This is a genomic window from Maribacter litoralis (assembly GCF_003075045.1).
In the GTDB taxonomy this organism is placed as follows: Bacteria; Bacteroidota; Bacteroidia; order Flavobacteriales; family Flavobacteriaceae; genus Maribacter; species Maribacter litoralis.
This window is the reverse complement of the sequence record NZ_QCZD01000001.1, coordinates 129,337-149,992: the sequence shown is the minus strand read 5'-3', so window position 1 is coordinate 149,992 and position 20,656 is coordinate 129,337. Positions and strand designations below refer to the sequence as shown.

General features: G+C 34.3%; 22 protein-coding genes. 11 read left to right on the top strand and 11 right to left on the bottom strand.

What is annotated here, in order from left to right; translation table 11 throughout:
* Positions 1-37: 37 nt before the first annotated feature.
* The 4 genes from lpxA to DCS95_RS00675 are packed head-to-tail and all read right to left on the bottom strand — an operon-like array spanning position 38 to position 4,497.
* Positions 38-823, bottom strand: coding sequence for an acyl-ACP--UDP-N-acetylglucosamine O-acyltransferase (gene lpxA / locus DCS95_RS00690; RefSeq protein WP_116768939.1), 786 nt, complete (start codon positions 821-823; stop codon positions 38-40).
* A gap of 1 nt (position 824) precedes the next feature.
* Complete coding sequence (locus DCS95_RS00685; RefSeq protein ID WP_116768938.1) at positions 825-2,225, bottom strand: bifunctional UDP-3-O-[3-hydroxymyristoyl] N-acetylglucosamine deacetylase/3-hydroxyacyl-ACP dehydratase; 1,401 nt, start codon at positions 2,223-2,225, stop codon at positions 825-827.
* 2 nt (positions 2,226-2,227) lie between these two features.
* Positions 2,228-3,244, bottom strand: coding sequence for a UDP-3-O-(3-hydroxymyristoyl)glucosamine N-acyltransferase (lpxD, locus tag DCS95_RS00680; protein WP_116768937.1), 1,017 nt, complete (start codon positions 3,242-3,244; stop codon positions 2,228-2,230).
* 23 nt (positions 3,245-3,267) lie between these two features.
* Positions 3,268-4,497, bottom strand: coding sequence for an HD domain-containing protein (locus tag DCS95_RS00675; RefSeq protein WP_116768936.1), 1,230 nt, complete (start codon positions 4,495-4,497; stop codon positions 3,268-3,270).
* A gap of 86 nt (positions 4,498-4,583) precedes the next feature.
* On the opposite strand from DCS95_RS00675, the gene porX reads away from it, so the two are divergent.
* From porX to DCS95_RS00650, 6 genes are all read left to right on the top strand, one after another.
* Positions 4,584-6,128, top strand: a complete 1,545-nt coding sequence (gene porX / locus DCS95_RS00670; RefSeq protein ID WP_116768935.1) for a T9SS response regulator signal transducer PorX — start codon at positions 4,584-4,586, stop codon at positions 6,126-6,128.
* An 8-nt stretch (positions 6,129-6,136) separates the two neighbouring features.
* Positions 6,137-6,550: a tRNA (adenosine(37)-N6)-threonylcarbamoyltransferase complex ATPase subunit type 1 TsaE gene (gene tsaE, locus DCS95_RS00665; RefSeq protein WP_116768934.1), complete on the top strand. Its 414-nt coding sequence runs from the start codon at positions 6,137-6,139 to the stop codon at positions 6,548-6,550.
* A gap of 224 nt (positions 6,551-6,774) precedes the next feature.
* Positions 6,775-6,906 (top strand): hypothetical protein, encoded by a 132-nt coding sequence (locus DCS95_RS20575; RefSeq protein WP_262497244.1) that lies wholly within the window; start codon positions 6,775-6,777, stop codon positions 6,904-6,906.
* Between the two features lie 105 nt (positions 6,907-7,011).
* A complete protein-coding gene (locus tag DCS95_RS00660) occupies positions 7,012-7,656 on the top strand; it encodes a hypothetical protein (protein ID WP_116768933.1) in 645 nt (214 codons plus the stop codon).
* Positions 7,657-7,753: 97 nt separating this feature from the next.
* Positions 7,754-8,953, top strand: a complete 1,200-nt coding sequence (locus DCS95_RS00655; RefSeq protein WP_116768932.1) for an alanine dehydrogenase — start codon at positions 7,754-7,756, stop codon at positions 8,951-8,953.
* A gap of 79 nt (positions 8,954-9,032) precedes the next feature.
* Positions 9,033-9,419, top strand: coding sequence for a DUF4258 domain-containing protein (locus DCS95_RS00650; RefSeq protein ID WP_116768931.1), 387 nt, complete (start codon positions 9,033-9,035; stop codon positions 9,417-9,419).
* On the opposite strand, the gene DCS95_RS00645 is transcribed toward DCS95_RS00650, so the two are convergent.
* On the bottom strand, positions 9,420-10,586 hold the full coding sequence (locus DCS95_RS00645; RefSeq protein WP_116768930.1) for a proline dehydrogenase family protein: 1,167 nt from the start codon (positions 10,584-10,586) through the stop codon (positions 9,420-9,422).
* A 110-nt stretch (positions 10,587-10,696) separates the two neighbouring features.
* Here DCS95_RS00645 and aroB point away from each other — a divergent pair, with 110 nt between their 5' ends.
* The gene (aroB, locus tag DCS95_RS00640) at positions 10,697-11,758 is read left to right on the top strand and encodes a 3-dehydroquinate synthase (protein ID WP_116768929.1); all 1,062 of its coding nucleotides are present in this window, start codon (positions 10,697-10,699) and stop codon (positions 11,756-11,758) included.
* 109 nt (positions 11,759-11,867) lie between these two features.
* Positions 11,868-12,197, top strand: coding sequence for a hypothetical protein (locus tag DCS95_RS00635; protein WP_116768928.1), 330 nt, complete (start codon positions 11,868-11,870; stop codon positions 12,195-12,197).
* Here the strand turns inward: DCS95_RS00635 and DCS95_RS00630 are convergent.
* The 3 genes from DCS95_RS00630 to DCS95_RS00620 all read right to left on the bottom strand — a co-directional run bounded on the left by DCS95_RS00630 (position 12,194) and on the right by DCS95_RS00620 (position 14,506).
* Positions 12,194-12,715, bottom strand: a complete 522-nt coding sequence (locus DCS95_RS00630) for a DinB family protein (RefSeq protein ID WP_116768927.1) — start codon at positions 12,713-12,715, stop codon at positions 12,194-12,196. The genes DCS95_RS00635 and DCS95_RS00630 overlap by 4 nt on opposite strands.
* Before the next feature lie 91 nt (positions 12,716-12,806).
* The gene (locus tag DCS95_RS00625) at positions 12,807-13,286 is read right to left on the bottom strand and encodes an Lrp/AsnC family transcriptional regulator (RefSeq protein WP_027066901.1); all 480 of its coding nucleotides are present in this window, start codon (positions 13,284-13,286) and stop codon (positions 12,807-12,809) included.
* Positions 13,287-13,402: 116 nt separating this feature from the next.
* The gene (locus DCS95_RS00620) at positions 13,403-14,506 is read right to left on the bottom strand and encodes a M14 family metallopeptidase (RefSeq protein WP_116768926.1); all 1,104 of its coding nucleotides are present in this window, start codon (positions 14,504-14,506) and stop codon (positions 13,403-13,405) included.
* 257 nt (positions 14,507-14,763) lie between these two features.
* On the opposite strand from DCS95_RS00620, the gene DCS95_RS00615 reads away from it, so the two are divergent.
* The 3 genes from DCS95_RS00615 (at position 14,764) to DCS95_RS00605 (ending at position 16,381) form a co-directional block, all read left to right on the top strand.
* Entirely contained in the window at positions 14,764-15,120 is a 357-nt protein-coding gene (locus tag DCS95_RS00615; protein WP_116768925.1) for a helix-turn-helix transcriptional regulator, read from the top strand.
* A gap of 71 nt (positions 15,121-15,191) precedes the next feature.
* Positions 15,192-15,569, top strand: a complete 378-nt coding sequence (locus DCS95_RS00610) for a hypothetical protein (protein WP_116768924.1) — start codon at positions 15,192-15,194, stop codon at positions 15,567-15,569.
* A gap of 2 nt (positions 15,570-15,571) precedes the next feature.
* A complete protein-coding gene (locus DCS95_RS00605) occupies positions 15,572-16,381 on the top strand; it encodes a TerC family protein (protein WP_116768923.1) in 810 nt (269 codons plus the stop codon).
* 99 nt (positions 16,382-16,480) lie between these two features.
* Here DCS95_RS00605 and DCS95_RS00600 read toward each other — a convergent pair whose 3' ends face one another.
* From DCS95_RS00600 to DCS95_RS00590, 3 genes are all read right to left on the bottom strand, one after another.
* Positions 16,481-17,437, bottom strand: a complete 957-nt coding sequence (locus DCS95_RS00600) for a sterol desaturase family protein (protein WP_116768922.1) — start codon at positions 17,435-17,437, stop codon at positions 16,481-16,483.
* A 109-nt stretch (positions 17,438-17,546) separates the two neighbouring features.
* Positions 17,547-17,975: a large-conductance mechanosensitive channel protein MscL gene (gene mscL, locus DCS95_RS00595; protein WP_116768921.1), complete on the bottom strand. Its 429-nt coding sequence runs from the start codon at positions 17,973-17,975 to the stop codon at positions 17,547-17,549.
* A 7-nt stretch (positions 17,976-17,982) separates the two neighbouring features.
* On the bottom strand, positions 17,983-20,640 hold the full coding sequence (locus tag DCS95_RS00590) for a DNA gyrase/topoisomerase IV subunit A (RefSeq protein ID WP_116768920.1): 2,658 nt from the start codon (positions 20,638-20,640) through the stop codon (positions 17,983-17,985).
* Between the last annotated feature and the right edge of the window lie 16 nt (positions 20,641-20,656).

Genomic DNA, 20,656 nt, shown 5'->3' with positions numbered 1-20,656 from the left:
TAATATTAATGTAGTTAACTTAAGTTTAAAATCTTCTTTAATTGTTGCTGAAATATCCTTTCATGATTCCTCGTTGCGAATCACGAATAAACTGCAATATCTCGTCTCTTTCTGGAGTAGCCTCCATTTCAGCTTCTATTATTTGTACCGCTTGGCTATTGTTATAATTTTTTTGGTAAAGAATACGATAGATGTTCTGTATTTCCCTGATTTTATCAGATACAAATCCTCTTCGTCTTAAACCAACAGAGTTAATACCCACATATGAAAGTGGTTCTCTTGCCGCTTTTACGTATGGCGGCACATCTTTTCTTACCAAAGAACCTCCAGTTACAAAAGCATGTTGACCTACCGATACAAATTGATGCACAGCAACAAGTCCGGCTAAAATTACGTTATCACCAATTGTTACGTGCCCTGCTAAGGTAGAATTGTTCGAAAAAATACAATTATCACCGACCAAACAATCATGCGCAACATGGCAATACGCCATTATCAAACAGTTTTTACCAATTACGGTTTTCATTCTATCAGAAGTACCTTTATGAATAGTGGCACATTCTCTAATAGTAGTATTATCACCAATTACTACCGTTGTGTCTTCCCCTTCATATTTTAAATCTTGAGGAGAAGCAGAAATTACAGCACCTGGAAAAATATTACAATTTTTACCGATACGCGCACCTTCCATGATAGTTACATTAGACCCGATCCAGGTTCCATCTCCAATAGTAACGTTGTTATGAATAGTTGTAAAAGGCTCTACAACTACATTCTTTGCTATTTTAGCTCCTGGATGTATATAGGCTAAAGGTTGATTCATTCTATGTTCTTTTTACAATTTGGGCCATCATTTCCGCTTCACTTACCAACTTATCATTAGCATAAGCATAAGCCTGCATATGGCAGATTCCCCTTCTAATCGGAGAAATTAAACTACAATGGAATATTAAGGTATCACCAGGTAAAACCTGTCTTTTAAATTTAACCTTGTCGATTTTCATGAAAAGCGTCAAGTAATTCTCAGGATCCGGCACTGTACTTAGTACTAAAATACCTCCTGTCTGTGCCATTGCCTCTACTTGCAATACGCCGGGCATAACAGGTGCTCCAGGAAAGTGACCAACAAAAAATGGTTCGTTCATGGTAACGTTTTTCATACCAACAACATGTTGATCAGAAAGCTCTAAGATACGATCGATCAACAAAAATGGCGGTCTGTGTGGCAGCATATCCATTATTTGATGAATATCCATCAACGGAGGCAAACTAAGATCGTACTTAGGTACATTGTTACGCTTCTCCAATTTTATAATTTGGGCGATTTTTTTGGCAAACTGAGTATTTACAAAGTGTCCTGGTTTATTTGCAATGACCTTACCTCTAATTCTAGTACCTGCCAATGCCAAATCGCCAATAACATCAAGTAATTTATGACGAGCAGCTTCATTTGGCTGATGCAAAGTAAGGTTGTCAAGTATACCATTAGCTTTTACAGAAAGTTTCTTTTTATTGAAAGCTTTTTCAAGCTTCTTCATGGTATCCTCAGAAATCTCCTTATCTACATAAACAATGGCGTTATTTAAATCGCCACCTTTAATGAGTCCGTTTTCCAATAAAGCTTCCAGCTCATGTAAAAAACTAAAGGTACGGGCATCAGCAATTTCTTTCTTGAAGTCGGCAATATTCTCTAAGGTAGCATTTTGGGTACCCAAAACCTTAGTACCAAAATCTACCATAGTAGTGACTTGGTAAGTATCTGAAGGTATAATGGTAATTTCGCTTCCAGTTTTTTCATCCCTATAAGAAATAACCTCTTTAACGACATACTCTTCTCTATAGGCATCTTGCTCAACAATACCCGCTTTTTCCAAAGCTTCTACAAAAAACTTAGAAGAACCGTCCATAATCGGTGGTTCGGCAGCATCGAGCTCTATAAGAACATTGTCAATTTCCAAACCTACCAAAGCAGCCAAAACATGCTCTGATGTCTGAATTTTAACTCCGTTTTTCTCTAAATTGGTACCTCTTTGCGTATTATTTACAAGGTTGGCATCTGCCGGTATTATAGGAGTACCTTCTAAATCGACTCTTTTAAAAGCGTACCCGTGATTTTTATCTGCAGGTACAAATTTAATAGTTACATCACTACCGGTATGTAAACCTACCCCCGTAAGACTTACCTCTTTACCAATCGTTGTTTGTTTAATAGTTGTTGTGCTCATCGTCAATCTTTCTTTTCTAAGGTGTCGATTCTACTTATTATTTTTGATAAATTCTTGAAATGGACATATGACTTGTTGAAATCACCATAATTTAATGCTGGAGAACCCTGTAAAACTTCATTGTCCTTCACATTTCTACCAATACCAGATTGTGCCTGTATTTTAACATTGTCTCCAATGACAATATGCCCAACAATACCAACCTGACCGCCGATCATACAATGCTTACCAATTTTGGTAGAGCCGGCAATACCTGTCTGTGCAGCAATTACCGTATGTTCGCCAATTTCAACATTATGTGCTATTTGTATTTGATTATCTAATTTTACTCCCTTTCTTAAAATGGTAGAGCCAAGTGTTGCCCTATCAATGGTAGTACCGGCACCTATATCTACGTTATCCTCTAAAATAACATTACCGGTCTGTGGAACCTTTACAAATTCGCCGTTTTCATTTGGCGCAAAACCAAATCCGTCAGCACCTAAAACCACTCCACTATTCACCACACAATTATCACCTATAATTGTTTCCGAATAGATTTTGACTCCCGCAAAAATGATTACATTATTACCAATTTTAACGTTGTCACCTATATAGACATTAGGATAAATCTTTACATTATCGCCCAGAACCACATTATTTCCCAAATACGCAAATGCACCTATATAAACATCTGCACCATAGGTAACATTATCAGATTTAAAAATAGGCTCCTCTATACCTACCTTGTTATTTTTTACCTGATTGTAGTATTCCAATAATTTGGAAAACGATTTGTAAGCATCTTCTACTTTAATTAAAGTGGTATTTAAATCTTGTTCAGGAACAAAACTTTTATTCACTATAGTTACCGATGCTCTTGTTTTATAAATAAATGAAGTATACTTAGGATTGGCTAAAAAAGTAAGGGAACCTTCTTCACCTTCCTCTATTTTAGCAAGTTTATGTACGGCTATTTCTGGATTTCCATGTACTTCTCCTTCTAAGATACCTGCAATCTGACCTGCTGTAAATTTCATGAGCGTAAAAGTAAGAAAAATTGTTAAACCCCTTCTTTAGGATAACACATATAATATTTAGTCACCGTTTTTGAAAGTGCATTTAAATTTAGGTGATCGGACAATTTGGCAACATCGGTTATTTTGCCATTTTTCCTTAAAATGTTGATAGTCTGATGCTGCCTATCGTAGGCTTTATTTCTTAGTTCGCCTTTAAACACAAAATATGAAGCTTCTTCATCAGTAAGATTATATTGTGTTTTTACCTTATTTAATTGCGACAAATACTTACTTTCTGTAATAGGTTCTTTTTTTACCTTAATATGAAGTAGTTTTCTATTGATAATCATACCGCATAAGGAGGCTAGTACAAAATCATTTGAAAACTGCCATTCTTTTAACGCTGCAAGAATATCTATATCATCAAGTTTTGCAAATTTTATCAATGTTTCGCTATCAAAATTATTGATATCGATATGATGGGTAAGAAAATAATGCAAAGGAGCACTTGAGTTTAGCGTTTCGCCTCTTTCTATTAAAAACCGCGCCCTCTTTAGTATACTTATCAGTAAGCGTTCGGCAACTACGGCTGTTTTATGCAAATACACTTGCCAATACATAAAACGGCGGGCCATTAGAAATTTCTCAACTGAATAAATACCTTTTTCCTCGATTACCAAATTACCATCAACTACATTCAACATTGTAATTAATCGTTCTGCATTGGTATTCCCTTCTGCTACGCCAGTATAGAAACTATCTCTCTTTAAATAATCTAGGCGATCCATGTCTAACTGACTAGATACTAACTGATTTAAGAACTTTTTCTCGTGATTTCCAGTGAAGATAGAAATAGCCTCCGTTAAACTTCCGTTAAAACGTTCATTGAGTTCATGCATGAATTGAAGCGAAATAAACTCATGACTAACGCCTTCAACAATACTATGTTCCATGGCATGTGAAAAAGGTCCGTGACCTATATCATGTAAAAGAATAGCACATAAAAGTCCATCCTCTTCACCTTGCAAAATCTCAACACCTTTAAAACGAAGCACTTGTATAGCCTTCTGCATTAAATACATACAACCTAATGCATGATGAAAACGAGTATGATGCGCCCCGGGATACACCAAATAAGACAATCCCATTTGTGAAATTCTTCGCAACCTTTGAAAATAAGGATCTGCAATAAGGTCAAATATTAAGGCATTGGGAATTCTAATAAATCCGTAAATTGGATCATTAAAGATTTTCAATTTGTTTGATGTCTTCAAGATAACGTTGTCTTTTCTGAAATTAACATTTCAAAGTTATACAAAAGCATTAGCATAAAATTTGATTATCGTCAAATATTAATTCAATGAACAAAATAAAAATATTGTGGGTAGATGATGAAATAGATTTACTCAAGCCCCATATCATCTTTTTAGAATCTAAAAATTATACTGTAATCACTTGTCAAAGCGGACAAGAAGCATTAGAAGAACTTGCCCAAACAAGGGTTGATATTGTATTTCTAGATGAGAATATGCCTGGTATTTCTGGTCTAGAAACCCTTTCTGAAATTAAAACAATAGACAACTCATTACCCGTGGTTATGATAACTAAAAGTGAAGAGGAGTTTATTATGGAAGAAGCTATTGGTTCTAAAATTGCCGATTACCTTATTAAACCCGTTAACCCCAATCAGATTTTACTATCGCTCAAAAAGAATTTAGACCATTCTAGATTGGTTTCTGAAAAAACCACCAGTAATTACCAGCAGGAGTTTAGGAAGATTGCGATGGACCTATCTATGGTAAGCACCTATCAAGAATGGGCCGACCTTTACAAGAAACTAATTTATTGGGAGTTGCAATTGGAGGAAATCGAAGATAGCGGAATGTTTGAAATTTTAGAATCGCAAAAAACCGAAGCCAATCAACAATTTGGGAAATTCGTAGACAGAAATTACGAAGATTGGTTTACAGATTCAGATGCACCCGTAATGTCACATACCTTATTCAATAAATGGATCGCACCCGAAATAAAAGATCAAAAAACCTTGTTAATCGTCGTTGACAATTTACGTTATGATCAATGGTATGCTTTTGAAGATACCGTAAACTCATTTTACAAAAAGAAAAAAGAAGAATCCTATTACAGCATTCTACCTACTGCAACCCAGTATGCGCGAAATGCGATATTTTCTGGATTAACACCGCTAGATATGGAAAAAAAATATCCGGAATGGTGGAAAAACGATACAGATGAAGGCGGAAAAAACCTGTTTGAAGACAAGTTTTTAGATGCACAGCTAAAAAGGCTTGGATTAGATTTAAAATGGGAATACCACAAAATAAGTAGTCTTAAGCAAGGAAAGCATTTAAGTCAGAATTTTAAGGGTCAAAAAGATAACGATTTGACCGTTATAGTATACAATTTTGTAGACATGCTTTCCCACTCAAAAACAGAAATGGAAGTCATAAAAGAACTGGCATCGAATGACAAATCTTATAGATCTCTAACCACAAGTTGGTTCAAGAACTCCCCTATGCTCGAAATCATACAGCAGGCACAGACATTGGGCATGAAATTGATTATTACTACCGACCATGGTACCATAAATGTAAAATCACCTTCTAAGGTTGTAGGTGATAGGGATACAAGCCTAAATCTACGCTATAAAACAGGTAGAAGCCTAACATATGAAAAGAACGAGGTACTAGCAGCGAAAGACCCAAAGAAAATTAATTTACCCAGTATTAACATGAGTAGTTCTTTCATATTTGCCAAAAATGATTATTTCTTTGCCTATCCAAACAACTACAATCACTACGTAAGTTATTATAGAAATACGTATCAACATGGCGGTGTTTCGTTAGAAGAAATGATTATACCTTTTGTAGTTTTAGAACCTAAATAGTTGTAAAAATGGAATTCATTTATCGCGAAGGTGAGTTAGGTAATATTGCAAAACAGATAGTTGCCCATTCTAAAAGCAAAACATTAGCGTTTTACGCCCCAATGGGTGCTGGAAAAACAACGTTAATAAAATCATTGGTAAAAGAATTGGGCAGTAATGATAATGTAAGTAGCCCAACATTTGGGTTGGTCAATGAATACGCATATGAAACGGGTGAACCTCTAGGGTATCATTTTGACTTCTATCGATTAAAAGATGAGACAGAAGCAATGGATATGGGACTTGACGATTATCTTTCTTCAGGTGTTTGGATATTTATGGAATGGCCAGAAAAAATACCCTCACTACTACCATTGGACATTCAAAACATAACTATTGAAATAATTGACGAAACAACACGCAAATTGACGCTCGCTAGTTAAAGGGTTTAAGCTTTTCAAAATAATTGAATTGTGAATGACAAAATTTAGCATCGTTCAAATTGAAGATTTATTGTATTTATTCGGTGAAAAACAAGGATTTCGATAAAGTGTATAATTAATCCGTTAAAAACCATAATTTTAACGTTTAACAACAACTTAGTTGTATATTTTTTCTTACGTTTGTAAGAGAACTAAATATTTGTATAACCGAAAACCCCTTGAAAATGAAAAACAAAAGAACATTCTTAGCTTCAATCGCTTTAGGCGTATTCCTTTTAGCAATGGCAGCACCAGTAATCAACATTGACAATCAAGATCTTAATGTTGACAAAAGAAAGTTAACGAAAAGAATATAACTATAATCATTTTGTAGTTAGAATAGAGAGCATTTTAATGCTCTCTTTTTTGTTTATAATAATTAGCAATTTACTTCGTTAGCATATAGTAATACTATTTTGCAAATGATTAATAAAATAAAAAAAAAGAAAGCTAAAAAGAAGATTTTTCTAGAAACTCTTCTAGTTTTTTTTATAGCCATTTCTCCTTTCTTATATAAGGTTTATGATTATTTGCCTTATAATCAAAATGGCGATGCTTTAATTCTAGGCTTTACCTTAGGAAATAATGGATTTCCAGATACCTTAACTTACTTATGGTATCTAACTTCTAAAATAGTGCCTCTTTATTTAATGATATTTTGGTTTCTTACTTCACGTGATTGGTGGTATCATATAATATTAATTCCAATAGCAATGTATGCTTTTCAAATGTTTGAAGTTTTCTATGACTCAGATAATATGATTGATACTGACAATATTTGGTGGTTAATACCTATTTGCATGATAACCATCCCATTTGTATATTTTATTCGTATTAAGCTATATGACAAACATGTTCATGGTATTGACTTAGAAGCAATGGAAGCTGAACTTGAAGAACTCAAAGCAAAAGGGTACTCTAGCGAAAAGACCGATTTGAGTAGTGAATCTAAAGATGATGTTATTCAAAAAGAGGAATCAAATACAGATATGTCTACCGGAACTATAGATAACTTCTTAAAAAACATACAAGACCGAATTCAGGGTTGGCTACACTTAAAATTTTAAACCTCGAATATCATTATTTACGTATAAATCATTCATTTCTTTAAAAATTGTACATTTGAGTTTCAAGTCGCTGATTTGAACAACGTATTATGTAGTTATGAATGAACCCACTTCACCGTTTAGCAAACATCAATTAATTCCACAAGAGGAAACCTTAGAAGTTTTACGTCAAAAAGGTGAATTATTTATAGGTATACCAAAAGAAAATCAATATCAAGAAAAACGAATTTGTTTAACCCCAGATGCTGTTAATGCCATTACAGCTAATGGTCATCGTGTATTGATAGAATCTGGTGCAGGCGAAGGAGCCCATTTCTCAGATGCAGATTATGTAACCGCTGGCGGAGAAATTACTCGAGACACCAAAAAGGTTTTTGCTTGTCCGTTAATATTAAAAGTAGAACCGCCTACCCTGACGGAAATTGAATTTATAAATCCGCAGACCACAATAATTTCCGCTCTTCAAATTAAGACCCAGAACAAGGCATATTTTGAAGAACTTGCAAAAAAGCGAATAACGGCCATTGCCTTTGAATATATACGTGATGAAGAAGGTAAATATCCTGCAGTACGCTCACTAAGTGAAATTGCCGGTATTTCATCGGTATTGATTGCTGCAGAATTAATGGCCGCCAATAATAATGGTAACGGACTTATGTTCGGTAATATTAGTGGCGTACCACCGGTTGAAGTTGTTATTATTGGTGCTGGTACCGTAGGAGAATTTGCTGCACGTTCCGCAATAGGAATTGGAGCAAATGTAAAAGTTTTCGACAATTCCATCACCAAGCTTAGAAACATACAGACCAACCTTAAACAAACGGTTTACACATCTACCATTCAGCCTAAAAACTTACTAAAAGCATTAAAACGCTGCGATGTTGCCATTGGCGCAACAAGAGGTAAAGACCGCTCACCTGTTGTCGTTACCAGCACCATGGTAGAGCACATGAAAAAAGGCGCTGTTATTATAGATGTTAGTATAGATACAGGCGGATGTTTTGAAACCAGTGAAATTACCGACCACAATAAGCCGACCAGAAAGAAGTACGATGTTATTCATTATGGAGTTCCGAACATACCTTCTAGGTACCCCAAAACCGCATCGGTAAGTATCAGTAATATATTTACGCCTTATCTACTTAAAATTGGAGAAGATGGCGGATTGGAAAATTCTTTACGTTTTGACAAAGGACTACGCAATGGACTGTATATGTACCATGGTATTCTAACCAACAAATCGGTTGGCGAGTGGTTCGACCTTCAATATAGTGATATTAATTTTTTAATATTCTAGAAAACCAAAAGCAAAACTTTCTCTATCCATTTAAAAAGACATAATTTCGCGATCTTAATTATTTCAATAAACAGCTAGAATGGATTTTCTTAAGAGGTTAGGTTATTTTTTGGTGGGTATGTCTATAGGCATTGTATTTCTAACTTTTTTCCTAAAAAAGAAATCTGAAGAAACAGGTGTATATTTTTGTTATCTACCAAACTGCCGTACTTTAAAAGATATTCGCTCAAAATCTATGTATTATAGTGATGAAGCGCAACAAAAATTGCAAGAACTACAATTAGATTCAACCGCGCTCACCTATATCTTAACGGAAGGCGATGTTGATTTTGGAAATAGCGACACCAAATCCGTTCCTTGCAAAACCTACATTATTGAGTCTGATTACAAGGAACAAGATTATGTTTTTACCGTAAAGAATTGCAGGGAAAAAGCAACCATTGAAAAAGTAGACATACAGCAGTAACTACATTTTTCTTCGTTTACGCTCTTTTTTCAATAATGATAATTCTCTACTGGTTTGTCCCGCAACAGATGTATTCTCATCTGCTCTTCTAATTAAATACGGCATAACATCACGTACAGGTCCGAAAGGAAGATATTTGGCAACATTATACCCATGGGCAGCTAGGTTGTAAGAAATATGATCGCTCATTCCATATAATTGACCAAACCATATATGATCATTATTTTTTGCGATGCCCTTCTCTTCCATTAATTCCATTAATCGGTAACAACTTTCTTCATTATGGGTTCCCGAGAAAATTGAAAGAACATCAAGGTTATCGACCATATAAGCTATGGTAGCATTAAAATTATCATCGGTCTCTTGTTTGGTTTTGCATATTGGTGAAGTATACCCCATTTCTTGGGCACGATCATTTTCTTTCTCCATATATGCACCTCTAACCACCTTCATACCAACAAAGAATCCATCTTTTACCGCACGCTCATGTAAAGCCTTTAAATATGGTAAACGATCCCATCTGTAGGTCTGTAAGGTATTGAAAACTATTCTTTTCTTCTTATTATACTTACGCATCATTTCTTCCGCCAAGTCGTCAGCAGCATCTTGCATCCAACTTTCTTCCCCGTCTATAAGCAACGACACCTCAAGGTCATGTGCTTTTTTACAAACCTTATCAAATCTATTTACTACACGTTGCCATTCAGCTTCTTCCTTTGTAGTAAGTTCTTTTTTCTCGCTAATCTTTTGATATAATGCAAAGCGACCAAAACCTGTTGGCTTAAAAACTGCGTAGGGTATAGCATCCTTTTCTTTTACGAAATCCAGTATGGTTAAAATAATTTCGGTGGCCGTATCAAAAGGGTCCTCTTCTTCTTTTCCTTCTACGGAGTAGTCCAATACCGAACTTACGCCTTTCTCCCACATTCTATCAACAACCGGTAAACAATCTCGCTCATTAACGCCACCACAAAAATGGTCAAAAACTGTAGCTTTAATTAAGCTTTCTACTGGCAAATGCGCCTTAAAAGCAAAGTTGGTAATCACCGAACCCATTTTTACCAAAGGTTCGTTTGAAATCATTTTAAAAAGAAAATAAGCGCGTTCTAACTCCGAATCGGTTTTAAGAGCAAATGCGGTTGCAGTATTTTCAAAAATTTGGTCCATTCCTTATAATTTCTATAACGATCAAATATAATCACAGAATTTATAATCTTAAGACTAAAATTTACCTTTATTTTGCGTACAAGTTGCAAACAAACTAAGCTATATTTTTAATGGATTCCATTATTTCAGATTCTTACGCAGTACATTTTAATGAGCAAGCCTTTTCGGCTCTAAATTCACATTTAGCAGAAAAAAAATACTCTATTATTTTTATTTTGGTTGACGAGAATACCCATGAGCACTGTCTACCAAATTTTATGGCAGAGCTTAGTGGCGAATATCAATTTGAAATAATAGAAATTGAATCGGGAGAAATCAATAAGAATATAGAAACTTGCGTAGGTGTTTGGGAAGCACTGTCTGAACTAGGTGCCGATAGAAAAAGCCTAATGATCAACTTAGGTGGAGGAGTTTTAACAGATATGGGAGGATTCATTGCCTCTACTTTTAAAAGAGGTATAGACTTTATTAATGTACCCACCACCCTACTATCTATGGTCGATGCTTCGGTAGGCGGAAAAACGGGAATTGACCTCGGGGCCTTAAAGAATCAAATAGGCGTTATCAACCAACCTGTAATGGTATTGGTTGTTCCAGATTTTCTAGACACATTAGAAGACAGGCAAGTACGTAGTGGATTTGCAGAAATGCTTAAACATGGACTTATACAAGATAAGTCTTATTGGAATTCACTTAAAGATGCAGAGCACCTAGAAGATATGAAAAAACATATTCTTACTTCTATTCAAATAAAAAATGAGGTAGTCTTACAAGACCCAACTGAACAACATATTCGAAAAATTTTAAATTACGGCCATACTTTAGGGCATGCTATTGAGTCTTACTTTTTAGAAAGCGAATCTAAAGAAATGCTCTTACATGGCGAGGCAATAGCAATTGGTATGATTTTGGAAGGATACTTATCTCACAAGCTTTTAGGTTTAAGTGATGCATCATTAGATGATATTAAAAGAACCTTCTTAGATAGATATCAAAAAGTAGAATTTTCTGATGTAGACATTGATAACATTCTGAAATTGATGAAGTTCGACAAGAAAAATTCACATGGAAAAATAAACTTTGTACTCTTAAAATCTATTGGAGAACCTGAATTTGATGTTGAAATTCCGGTGACATTATTCTCTGAAGCTTTCGCTTACTACAAAGTTTAAAAACTTCACCTACCCAAATCATCACTTTCACAACTCTGTGAAGTAACGTGTAATTATATTGACTAGTTTAGTTATAGATAAATAACAAACCTCTATAAATAAACAAGTTATGACTAGACGCCTTATAGATTATCGTAAATTAGACCACAATTTAGCTGCTCAATTAATTGAAACCTATCCTTACGGATATGGCGACGAAGACATTATAACATTCAAAAATGTAAAAGGAGATTATGTTGAAGCTGTAGAATTGAGAACAGCAGACACTTTATACTTAGTAAAGATTAGCAAGAGCCTTTCTAACTTTATTGCAAATTTTGAAGAAAACGTTGCTAAAGAACTTGAGTCAAGTACTCCCGAAGAAATAATATCTTCTGAAGATATGAAAAGTGCCTTAAATCTTAATTTTGAGAACGAGCACGAACAAGAATTTGATTAGGCCAAGTATCTTTCTTTTAAGATGTTAAAATGATGTCTTTGGTGACCACTAATCACTAAGCCCAGCGCTGCGACAGACCAAGCTAGTCCGCTAGCAGTACCTGTTCGTTTTAAAAGGTCATTTGACATTACATTGAATAAATTGATCGATGCATCACGAACGGTAAGATATTCGTCTAAAATATCTTCTTTTGTTCTTTTATTTGCCAAACTCTCTAACACGTAATCATCTTGCTCAAAACCTGGTAAAGCAGTTTTATCATTTCTAGAAATTCTAAAAGCACGATACTGAAAAACCCGTTCAGAATCTATTAAGTGCACCAAAACTTCAGCTACTGTCCACTTTCCTTCACCGTAACTAAACAAAAACTGTTCGTCAGTTAAATGTTCTACTAATTCTTGAAAGTTTTTTTTCCCATTTAACAATGCCGATTTTAAATCCTCTTCTTTCTCAAGAGTATTTAAATATGTACCATAAAAATATTGCAATTCAGTATTGTCTAAATCTTTGACTTTCATAAGCAGATTATTTAAAAGGAATTTTAAACTATAAAAGCCCAATTACAAAATATAACTGGGCTTCTTTCTAAGTTAGTTGACTATTATTCTCTTATAACTCGTTGAAAATAGTATGCATTAAACGTTTTTTATCATTAAAACTTTCTTCTAATGAAATCATCGTTTCAGTTCTACTAATACCATCTATATCATCAATTTTAAAAATAATATTCTTGGCATGTGTAGTATCCTTTGCTCTAATTTTACAGAAAATATTAAATTTTCCTGTAGTTATGTGTGCAATGGTAACGTTTGGTATCTGATTTAAGCGCTCCAAAACAAACTTTGTTTGGTGTGTTTTTTCAAGAAAAATACCTACATAAGCTATAAATGCATAACCAAGTTTTACATAATCTAACGTAAGTGATGAACCTTTTATAATACCGGCTTCTTCCATTTTCTTAACTCTTACATGAACAGTTCCTGCAGAAATAAGAAGCTTTTTTGCAATATCGGTAAAAGGTGTTCTGGTGTTGTCAATTAACATATCCAGAATTTGGTGGTCTATTTCGTCTAATTTGACTTTGCCCATAGTTGTAAAATTTCTGCCAAAAATAAAAAATAATCACATTAAATTCATTGAAACTTGATTTTTTTTATTGAAAATGTAAACAATTTTAATATTTCAAAGAAATAAAACAATGAAAATTAAGAAAGTAGATTCATAATACCATTTTCATGTAGCCAATTAAAGTCATTTTTATCATTGCTATTCAATGTTTTATGAGCAAATATTTCTTCAGGCTCCTTTTCAAAAACATGAATCTGTGGCACAAACTCAATTTTATCCTTTTCTAACACCTCTTTATATTGTACAGGTACAAATTCGGAAGTAGAAAATCCGTTAGTTTCAAAATCTATATTACGCACAAGAATATCAACAAATTGCTTACCATTCTCCGGAATAGATAAGTATTGTTCAACGGTGTACTCCGTTATAGTATTATCCTTTATAGTTTCTAAACTTTTAACTAGAGCTTTAAAAATGTAAGCCCGTGTCACATCTCGTTCATAATCATTGTTGAAATGACCAGCCTCGAACAAAATAGTAGGTGTTTTCCTCATTTGAAAAGCATCACCAACACAATTTGCATTAAAACCATCATCATACCTACCCACCTGACCAGGAATTTCTTTTTGCAACATACTATTCATAGCCGCTATCAATTGCATACTCAATTTTCGTGATGGAGAATTATTACGCTCCATATCAAAAGCCGGAGCCAAAAATGAAACTGTTGCAGGTTTATTTGTTCTACCTACATTAAATATAGTTCGCTGATCATGCAGGTTAAAACAAAAGTCAGGCTTAAATTCTTCATACACCTTTTTAAGCACTTTACTTTCAGGTTGCGATAAATCTTGAGCATCTCTGTTTAAATCAATTTTATTGGCATTTACCCTCGTGTAATCTCTTGCTCCATCAGGATTTAAAATTGGTATAATTTTTATAGTACAAGAATTCAGTATTTCAGAAACTTCAATTAAATCCTTATTCAAATAATTTAATAAATCTATAACCGCTTTTGTAGTTGTAGATTCATTACCGTGCATTTGAGACCACATTAAAACACGCTTGGCGCCATTACCAAAAACAATACTTTTAATAGATTCTCCACGAACCGATTTTCCAATTTCTTCTATTTTAAATGATGTAGGCAATGAACTTATAAATTCATTGATATGGTCATATGTTATATATCTACCTGAAATACCGGTAACACAATAATCTTTATAATTCAATTTCATCATTATCTTTTCCTCTTTAAAAAGCAAAAATACTACAGCCTACGTTTACATTTGTAAATTATAGATTGTACACAGAACTAATTTTTAGCAGTCTATAGTTTACAACATTCAACAAATTATAAAAATTAGTAATAAATAACTTATTATCAGTATTTTATAAACAATCAAATAAACTAAAACTTAATGCATTTTAGGATATATTCAATAATTTTTAATATTCTTAACTACTCCCAATTTAGTTTTAGATTAGTTTTGTAAACATGTTAGATATCAATTTATTCATATCAAGGTTAAAAGCAATTTTAACCCACTACGAACTTTCCTCCTCTGCCTTTGCAGATTTAATAGAGGTGCAAAGATCTAGCATATCTCATTTACTAAATGGAAGGAATAAACCCAGCCTAGAATTTATCATGAAAATTGATGAAGCTTTTTCTGAAGTTGATATTAATTGGTTGTTGTATGGCATTGGTAGTTTTCCTAAACCAGAAGAAAAACCGCAACACAAAAACCAAGATAATCCCCAAAAAAAGATAGATGAAACTTCTAAAAAGAATATTGAACGCATAGTAATTTTTTATACCGACGGTACATTCAAAACATATTCTGAAAAGTAATTTTGAAATTAACACCAAAGTATTACTAACTTTTGATAGACACATCACCCCTATTTTCATTATTTTGCAGTATGATAAAAAATATACTATATACTGCTTTTTTAAGCCTTTTTATAAGCTCGTGTTACCAACCAGAACGTGATTGCGAAAAGTATAAAACGGGTACGTTTAAGTTTACTTATAAAGTTGGAGACACTATTAAAGAAGGGAGATTTATAAGAACCGATGATTACAGTGTAGATTACTACGAAAATAAAGTAGATAGTGCTACCGTACGCTGGTTTAATGATTGCGAGTTTGTTTTGCAGGATATTAATAGCAAAACGGCCATACACTACAAAATCATTAGCACAACAGATTCATCATACACCTTTCAATATAATAATGCCGTAAAAGACCCTAACAAAAAATTAGTGGTAAAAACCGGTACAGCCATTAAAACCAACTAACCATGTTTGAAATTTTCGCCAGTCCGGATGCTTGGATCGCCCTACTCACCTTAACTTTTCTAGAGATAGTTTTAGGTATTGACAATATTATTTTTATTTCTATTGCTGCAGGTAAATTAGAACCTGCACAAAGAAAAAAAGCCACAAACATAGGACTTGTTCTAGCTATGGTTATGCGTATAGTCTTGTTATTCGGTATTTCGTTACTAACATCAATGAAAAAACCTTTTTGGGTCTTTGATAGCGAATGGATTACAGGTGGAATTAGCGGACAAGGCATTATACTCTTTTTAGGCGGCTTATTTCTTCTTTATAAAAGCACTAAAGAAATTCATGAAAAAGTTGAGGATAAAGGACATGACGAACGTGAAGTTAAAAAAGCCAGATCAACATCATTGACAAACGCTATTTTACAAATAACGGTTATAAACATAGTTTTTTCGTTTGACTCTATATTAACGGCTATAGGTATGACAAACGGCATTTCTCCCAACCCCAATGACGCACTAATTCTTATGATCGTAGCGGTTGTTATTTCGGTTTTAATCATGATGCTGTTTGCGAATCCGGTGGGTGATTTTGTAAATAGACACCCATCTATTCAAATCTTAGGACTTTCCTTTTTAATCTTAATAGGTTTTATGTTGATTGCCGAGGCGGCTCATCTAAGCCATTTAATAGTGTTTGGTAATGAAGTTGGCACCATACCTAAAGGCTACCTATATTTCTCAATAGCATTCTCATTAATGGTGGAATTCTTTGACCTTAGAATGAAAAAGAACAAAAAACCTATTTCACATCAAGAAGATTGAAAAATCACCACACAATTAAAAAACCCTAATTAAGCGAATGCTTAATTAGGGTTTTTTATTCTATGTAGTGCAATCTATTTACTGAAGCTCCACAAGGCTTTAATTTGGTCTATCAAAAGCCATTTTAGGGTTTGCCTCCTTTTGTTGCTTATATAATCTTTGCTGTTGTTTTACTGTCATAGTACTACCGTCATGACTCCATCCCGGAGGTCCGAAGATATACATTAACTTATGCTTCAGCTTTTTTACCTTCTTTACGTCTGCCCAAATATCTTTAAATTCATGGGTAAGAATTACAATAGGATTGTTTGAATTAGGCGCATGAATAACACCGAATTTTACATCGATTTCTTCATCGTACTCTTTCCAAGTGCCGAACATTTTATCAAAACAATTTAAAAATCCACCATGGTTCTTATCCAAATACTCCACATTTTGCGCGTGATGTACCTGATGCATTGTATGCGTATTGAAGATTTTCTCTATAAAACCCATTTTAGGAACATATTGTGAGTGCAACTGAAACTGCCAGAAAGATTCAATAGCCAAACAAACCACTACCATTTCTACGGGAAAACCAATAATCGGCATCCAAACATAAAAGAAGGGTTTATACAGTAGCGTAAACCAACCATTTCTAATAGCAGTACCAAGATTAAAATTATCTGAAGAATGATGCACTATATGTGCAGCCCAAAGAATTCGAATTTCGTGGTTTGCCCTATGAAACCAATAATATGTAAAATCATCTGCTAATTGACATAACAACCATACATACCAAGCATATCCAAAAGATTTATAGCCCATAATATTAGTTCTCACGCCATCTACCATTGGGTTGAACAACTCATAAGCATATTCAAAAAGCACCACTAACAATACCACTTTAAGCAAAGGACCTATTATGGCAGATCCAATACCCATGGCGCTACTCGCTGCAAAATCTTTCCAATCATAGAGATCATCATCTCCATGAGTTTTGCTATAGGTCAATTCTAATAAGATAAAGGCAATAAATGCTGGCGCACCGTAAACCAGCGGGTTAGTGAAATCCATTAATTCAAAATTTTTGTAAAGGTAGTTATAAAACCAACTGTTCTTAAAAAATGTCCAATCTTAACTTTCTATTTAACGATAAGGTATTCCAATTATTAAACACTTTCAATCAATTCTTGTTCTTTAATATTTCGTTCTGCTCTTGCATTAGTTTCTCTAAGCGAGACAATAGCTCAATGTTTTTAGGTGTCTCTACCTCTTTATTGGCAGGGTCTTCCGACTTTTTCTTAAACCTATTAATGAATTTGATCATTACAAAAATAGTAAATGCAATAATCGTAAAATCTATCAATGTCTCGATCAACTCTCCGTAACCTATGGCAACCTCCTCAACAGTTTCAGATGCTTCTCTAAGAATCCATTTTTTATTGGAAAGCGTAACATCATCGGTAAGTAAAGATAAAGGTGGCATTATTATGGCGGAAACGATAGTACTCACCACCTTATTAAATGCCGTACCTATAATAATCCCAACAGCAAGATCGATCATGTTACCTTTGACGGCAAAATTCTTGAACTCCTCAAAAAAATTCTTCATAACTCAATTAATCAAACAATGTAGGTCCGTCTGAAGTTGCATCTCCATCTTTAGGCTTTTCTTTATCATCATTAGATGCAACTGCTTGCTCATCGATAACTTCAATATCCTCAGCTTTTTCTGGAACTGCAGGTTCATAAGGCAATGGTTCTAAACTATTAATGTTTTTTACCTTTTCTGTTATCAATTGATTACCTAAAGCTTTTATTCCCTTAATCGCTATAAAATTCTCAATATCAACTTTTTCACTTTCCTTAGCCTCCTTACCTCTAGGCTTAGGAAATTCAATTTCAATCATTGGTTTCCAATCTGTAGAAACAAGTTCCAAATACGATTTTGGATGTTCGGAAATAAAGAGTTCTTCTTTATTTTCGTTTTCTATCAAAAATCGTTTTACATAAAATCTTTCTTTTTCACCTTCCCAGTAAATGGCAGAAATAGGTTTCTCTGGAATCCATTTTTCAAGCACGATCATATCATCATCAAAATGAGAGGTCAAAACAGGCAAGAAAGTTTTGGCTACCCCTTTTTGATTGATTACCAATAATAAATCGTCACCCTTAAACTCGCCGAGCAACTCACCTCTTCCATCAACGTTTAATCTTCTCACCACATCATCGAACCAAATCTTTCTTGGTTTCAATGTAGAAACTCCCTTTTCCTTAAGCTCAATACGTTTTACCGAATATTTGGTAACTATATTTCCTTTAGAAGCTCTCCCTTTGATAAGTACATCGGAAAAATCAATATCCCATTTCAATTTCTTGATACTGCCAACTTGGCGCAACAGAACAGTAATAACTTCAGCTTCACCATTTGGATTTGCAGAAAAGTACAACACTTGCGTTCCCGGTTTACCCGTACCTAAATCATACACTCTATCACGCGTTATACTTGTAACGTTAAAGCGTTTTATATACGTTGCACCCCCTTTTCCGTCCTTGTAAATTAAATTGTAAGTTGTGCGTTTATCTTTCTTTTTAAAGACCGCAACATGGATAATGCCTTTACCTACGAAAGTTTTGGAGTCCACTTTTGAAACCATCATTTTACCTTCATTGGTAATAACAATAATATCATCTATATCACTACAGTCTGTTACATACTCGTCTCTTTTCAATGAAGTACCCACAAAACCTTCTTCTCTATTGACATAAAGTTTTGTATTTCTAATAACCACTTTAGTGGCTTCAATATCATCAAAAACACGAATTTCTGTTTTCCTTCCTCTATCCTTACCGTAAGTTTCCTTAAGGTTCTTAAAGTAATTTATAGCGAACTCTATTAAGTTAGCCAAATGATGTTTTACTTCAGCAATGCGTTCTTGCAAACTTTCTAAGTGTTGTTGCGCCTTGTCTAAATCGAATTTAGAAATCCTTTTAATTCGTATTTCGGTCAATCTGGTGATATCTTCCTCAGTTACCGCTCGCTTAAGATGTTTTGTATGTGGTGCCAAACCTTTATCGATAGCATTGATCACTCCTTCCCAAGTCTCTTCTTCCTCAATATCGCGATAAATACGATTTTCAATAAAAATACGCTCTAAAGATGCAAAATGCCATTGCTCCTCCAGCTCACCAAGTTGTATTTCCAATTCTTGCTTTAAAAGATCAACCGTAGAATCCGTTGATCTTTTCAACATTTCGGTCACCCCTATAAACAAAGGCTTATTGTCTTCAATAATACACCCTAAAGGCGAAATAGAAGATTCACACGCCGTAAAAGCATATAGGGCATCAATTGTTTTATCTGGAGAAATACCACTAGGAAGGTGCACTAAAATCTCAACTTCTGCAGCAGTATTATCCTCTATTTTTTTAATTTTTATTTTGCCTTTTTCATTGGCTTTTAGAATAGAGTCTATTAAACTTCCAGTATTAGTACCATATGGTATCTCATTGATTACTAACGTATTCTTATCATACTGAGATATCTTTGCTCGAACCCTAATTTTACCACCTCTTAATCCGTCATTATAGTTAGTTACATCTATAATACCCGAAGTCGCAAAATCTGGGAAAATTTTAAACTTTTGCCCCTTTAGATGTTTTATAGAAGCATCAATTAACTCAACAAAATTATGAGAAAGTACTTTAGTCGAGAGACCTACGGCAATACCTTCAGCACCTTGGGCCAAAAGTAAAGGAAACTTTACAGGTAAGTTTACAGGCTCCTTTTTTCTTCCATCATAAGAGGCCTGCCATTCCGTAATTTTAGGACTAAAAATAACCTCTAAGGCAAATTTCGACAACCTTGCTTCAATATATCTTGAAGCGGCAGCCCTATCTCCCGTTAATATATTACCCCAGTTCCCTTGCGTATCGATCAAAAGATCTTTCTGCCCTATTTGCACCATGGCATCTGCAATACTGGCATCACCATGTGGATGGTATTGCATGGTATGACCAACTACGTTTGCCACTTTGTTGTACCTACCATCATCAAGCTCCTTTAAGGAATGCATGATTCTACGCTGTACAGGTTTAAAACCATCTTCAATGGCAGGCACGGCTCTTTCTAGAATTACGTAAGAAGCGTAGTCCAAGAACCAGTCTTTGTACATACCGGTAACCCTCGTCAATGCCTCGGAGGGTTCTGTATTCTCATTATTTTCTTCGGAAAGATTGTCGTTAATTTCCTCGTTCAAATCGTCATTTTCTTCCATTCAGAAGCAATCGTAT

Bases quoted from the DNA above. Each gene is read 5' to 3' on its own strand.
- DCS95_RS20575 (WP_262497244.1), top strand. From the start codon at position 6,775: ATGAAAAACAAAAGAACATTCTTAGCTTCAATCGCTTTAGGCGTATTC.
- DCS95_RS00610 (WP_116768924.1), top strand. From the start codon at position 15,192: ATGATAAAAAATATACTATATACTGCTTTTTTAAGCCTTTTTATAAGC.
- aroB (WP_116768929.1), top strand. From the start codon at position 10,697: ATGGATTCCATTATTTCAGATTCTTACGCAGTACATTTTAATGAGCAA.
- DCS95_RS00590 (WP_116768920.1), bottom strand. From the start codon at position 20,640: ATGGAAGAAAATGACGATTTGAACGAGGAAATTAACGACAATCTTTCC.
- DCS95_RS00630 (WP_116768927.1), bottom strand. From the start codon at position 12,715: ATGAAAGTCAAAGATTTAGACAATACTGAATTGCAATATTTTTATGGT.
- DCS95_RS00655 (WP_116768932.1), top strand. From the start codon at position 7,754: ATGAATGAACCCACTTCACCGTTTAGCAAACATCAATTAATTCCACAA.
- DCS95_RS00635 (WP_116768928.1), top strand. From the start codon at position 11,868: ATGACTAGACGCCTTATAGATTATCGTAAATTAGACCACAATTTAGCT.
- DCS95_RS00645 (WP_116768930.1), bottom strand. From the start codon at position 10,586: ATGGACCAAATTTTTGAAAATACTGCAACCGCATTTGCTCTTAAAACC.
- DCS95_RS00650 (WP_116768931.1), top strand. From the start codon at position 9,033: ATGGATTTTCTTAAGAGGTTAGGTTATTTTTTGGTGGGTATGTCTATA.
- DCS95_RS00660 (WP_116768933.1), top strand. From the start codon at position 7,012: ATGATTAATAAAATAAAAAAAAAGAAAGCTAAAAAGAAGATTTTTCTA.
- tsaE (WP_116768934.1), top strand. From the start codon at position 6,137: ATGGAATTCATTTATCGCGAAGGTGAGTTAGGTAATATTGCAAAACAG.
- lpxD (WP_116768937.1), bottom strand. From the start codon at position 3,244: ATGAAATTTACAGCAGGTCAGATTGCAGGTATCTTAGAAGGAGAAGTA.
- lpxA (WP_116768939.1), bottom strand. From the start codon at position 823: ATGAATCAACCTTTAGCCTATATACATCCAGGAGCTAAAATAGCAAAG.
- DCS95_RS00600 (WP_116768922.1), bottom strand. From the start codon at position 17,437: ATGGATTTCACTAACCCGCTGGTTTACGGTGCGCCAGCATTTATTGCC.
- DCS95_RS00685 (WP_116768938.1), bottom strand. From the start codon at position 2,225: ATGAGCACAACAACTATTAAACAAACAACGATTGGTAAAGAGGTAAGT.
- DCS95_RS00615 (WP_116768925.1), top strand. From the start codon at position 14,764: ATGTTAGATATCAATTTATTCATATCAAGGTTAAAAGCAATTTTAACC.
- DCS95_RS00605 (WP_116768923.1), top strand. From the start codon at position 15,572: ATGTTTGAAATTTTCGCCAGTCCGGATGCTTGGATCGCCCTACTCACC.
- DCS95_RS00620 (WP_116768926.1), bottom strand. From the start codon at position 14,506: ATGATGAAATTGAATTATAAAGATTATTGTGTTACCGGTATTTCAGGT.
- mscL (WP_116768921.1), bottom strand. From the start codon at position 17,975: ATGAAGAATTTTTTTGAGGAGTTCAAGAATTTTGCCGTCAAAGGTAAC.
- porX (WP_116768935.1), top strand. From the start codon at position 4,584: ATGAACAAAATAAAAATATTGTGGGTAGATGATGAAATAGATTTACTC.
- DCS95_RS00625 (WP_027066901.1), bottom strand. From the start codon at position 13,286: ATGGGCAAAGTCAAATTAGACGAAATAGACCACCAAATTCTGGATATG.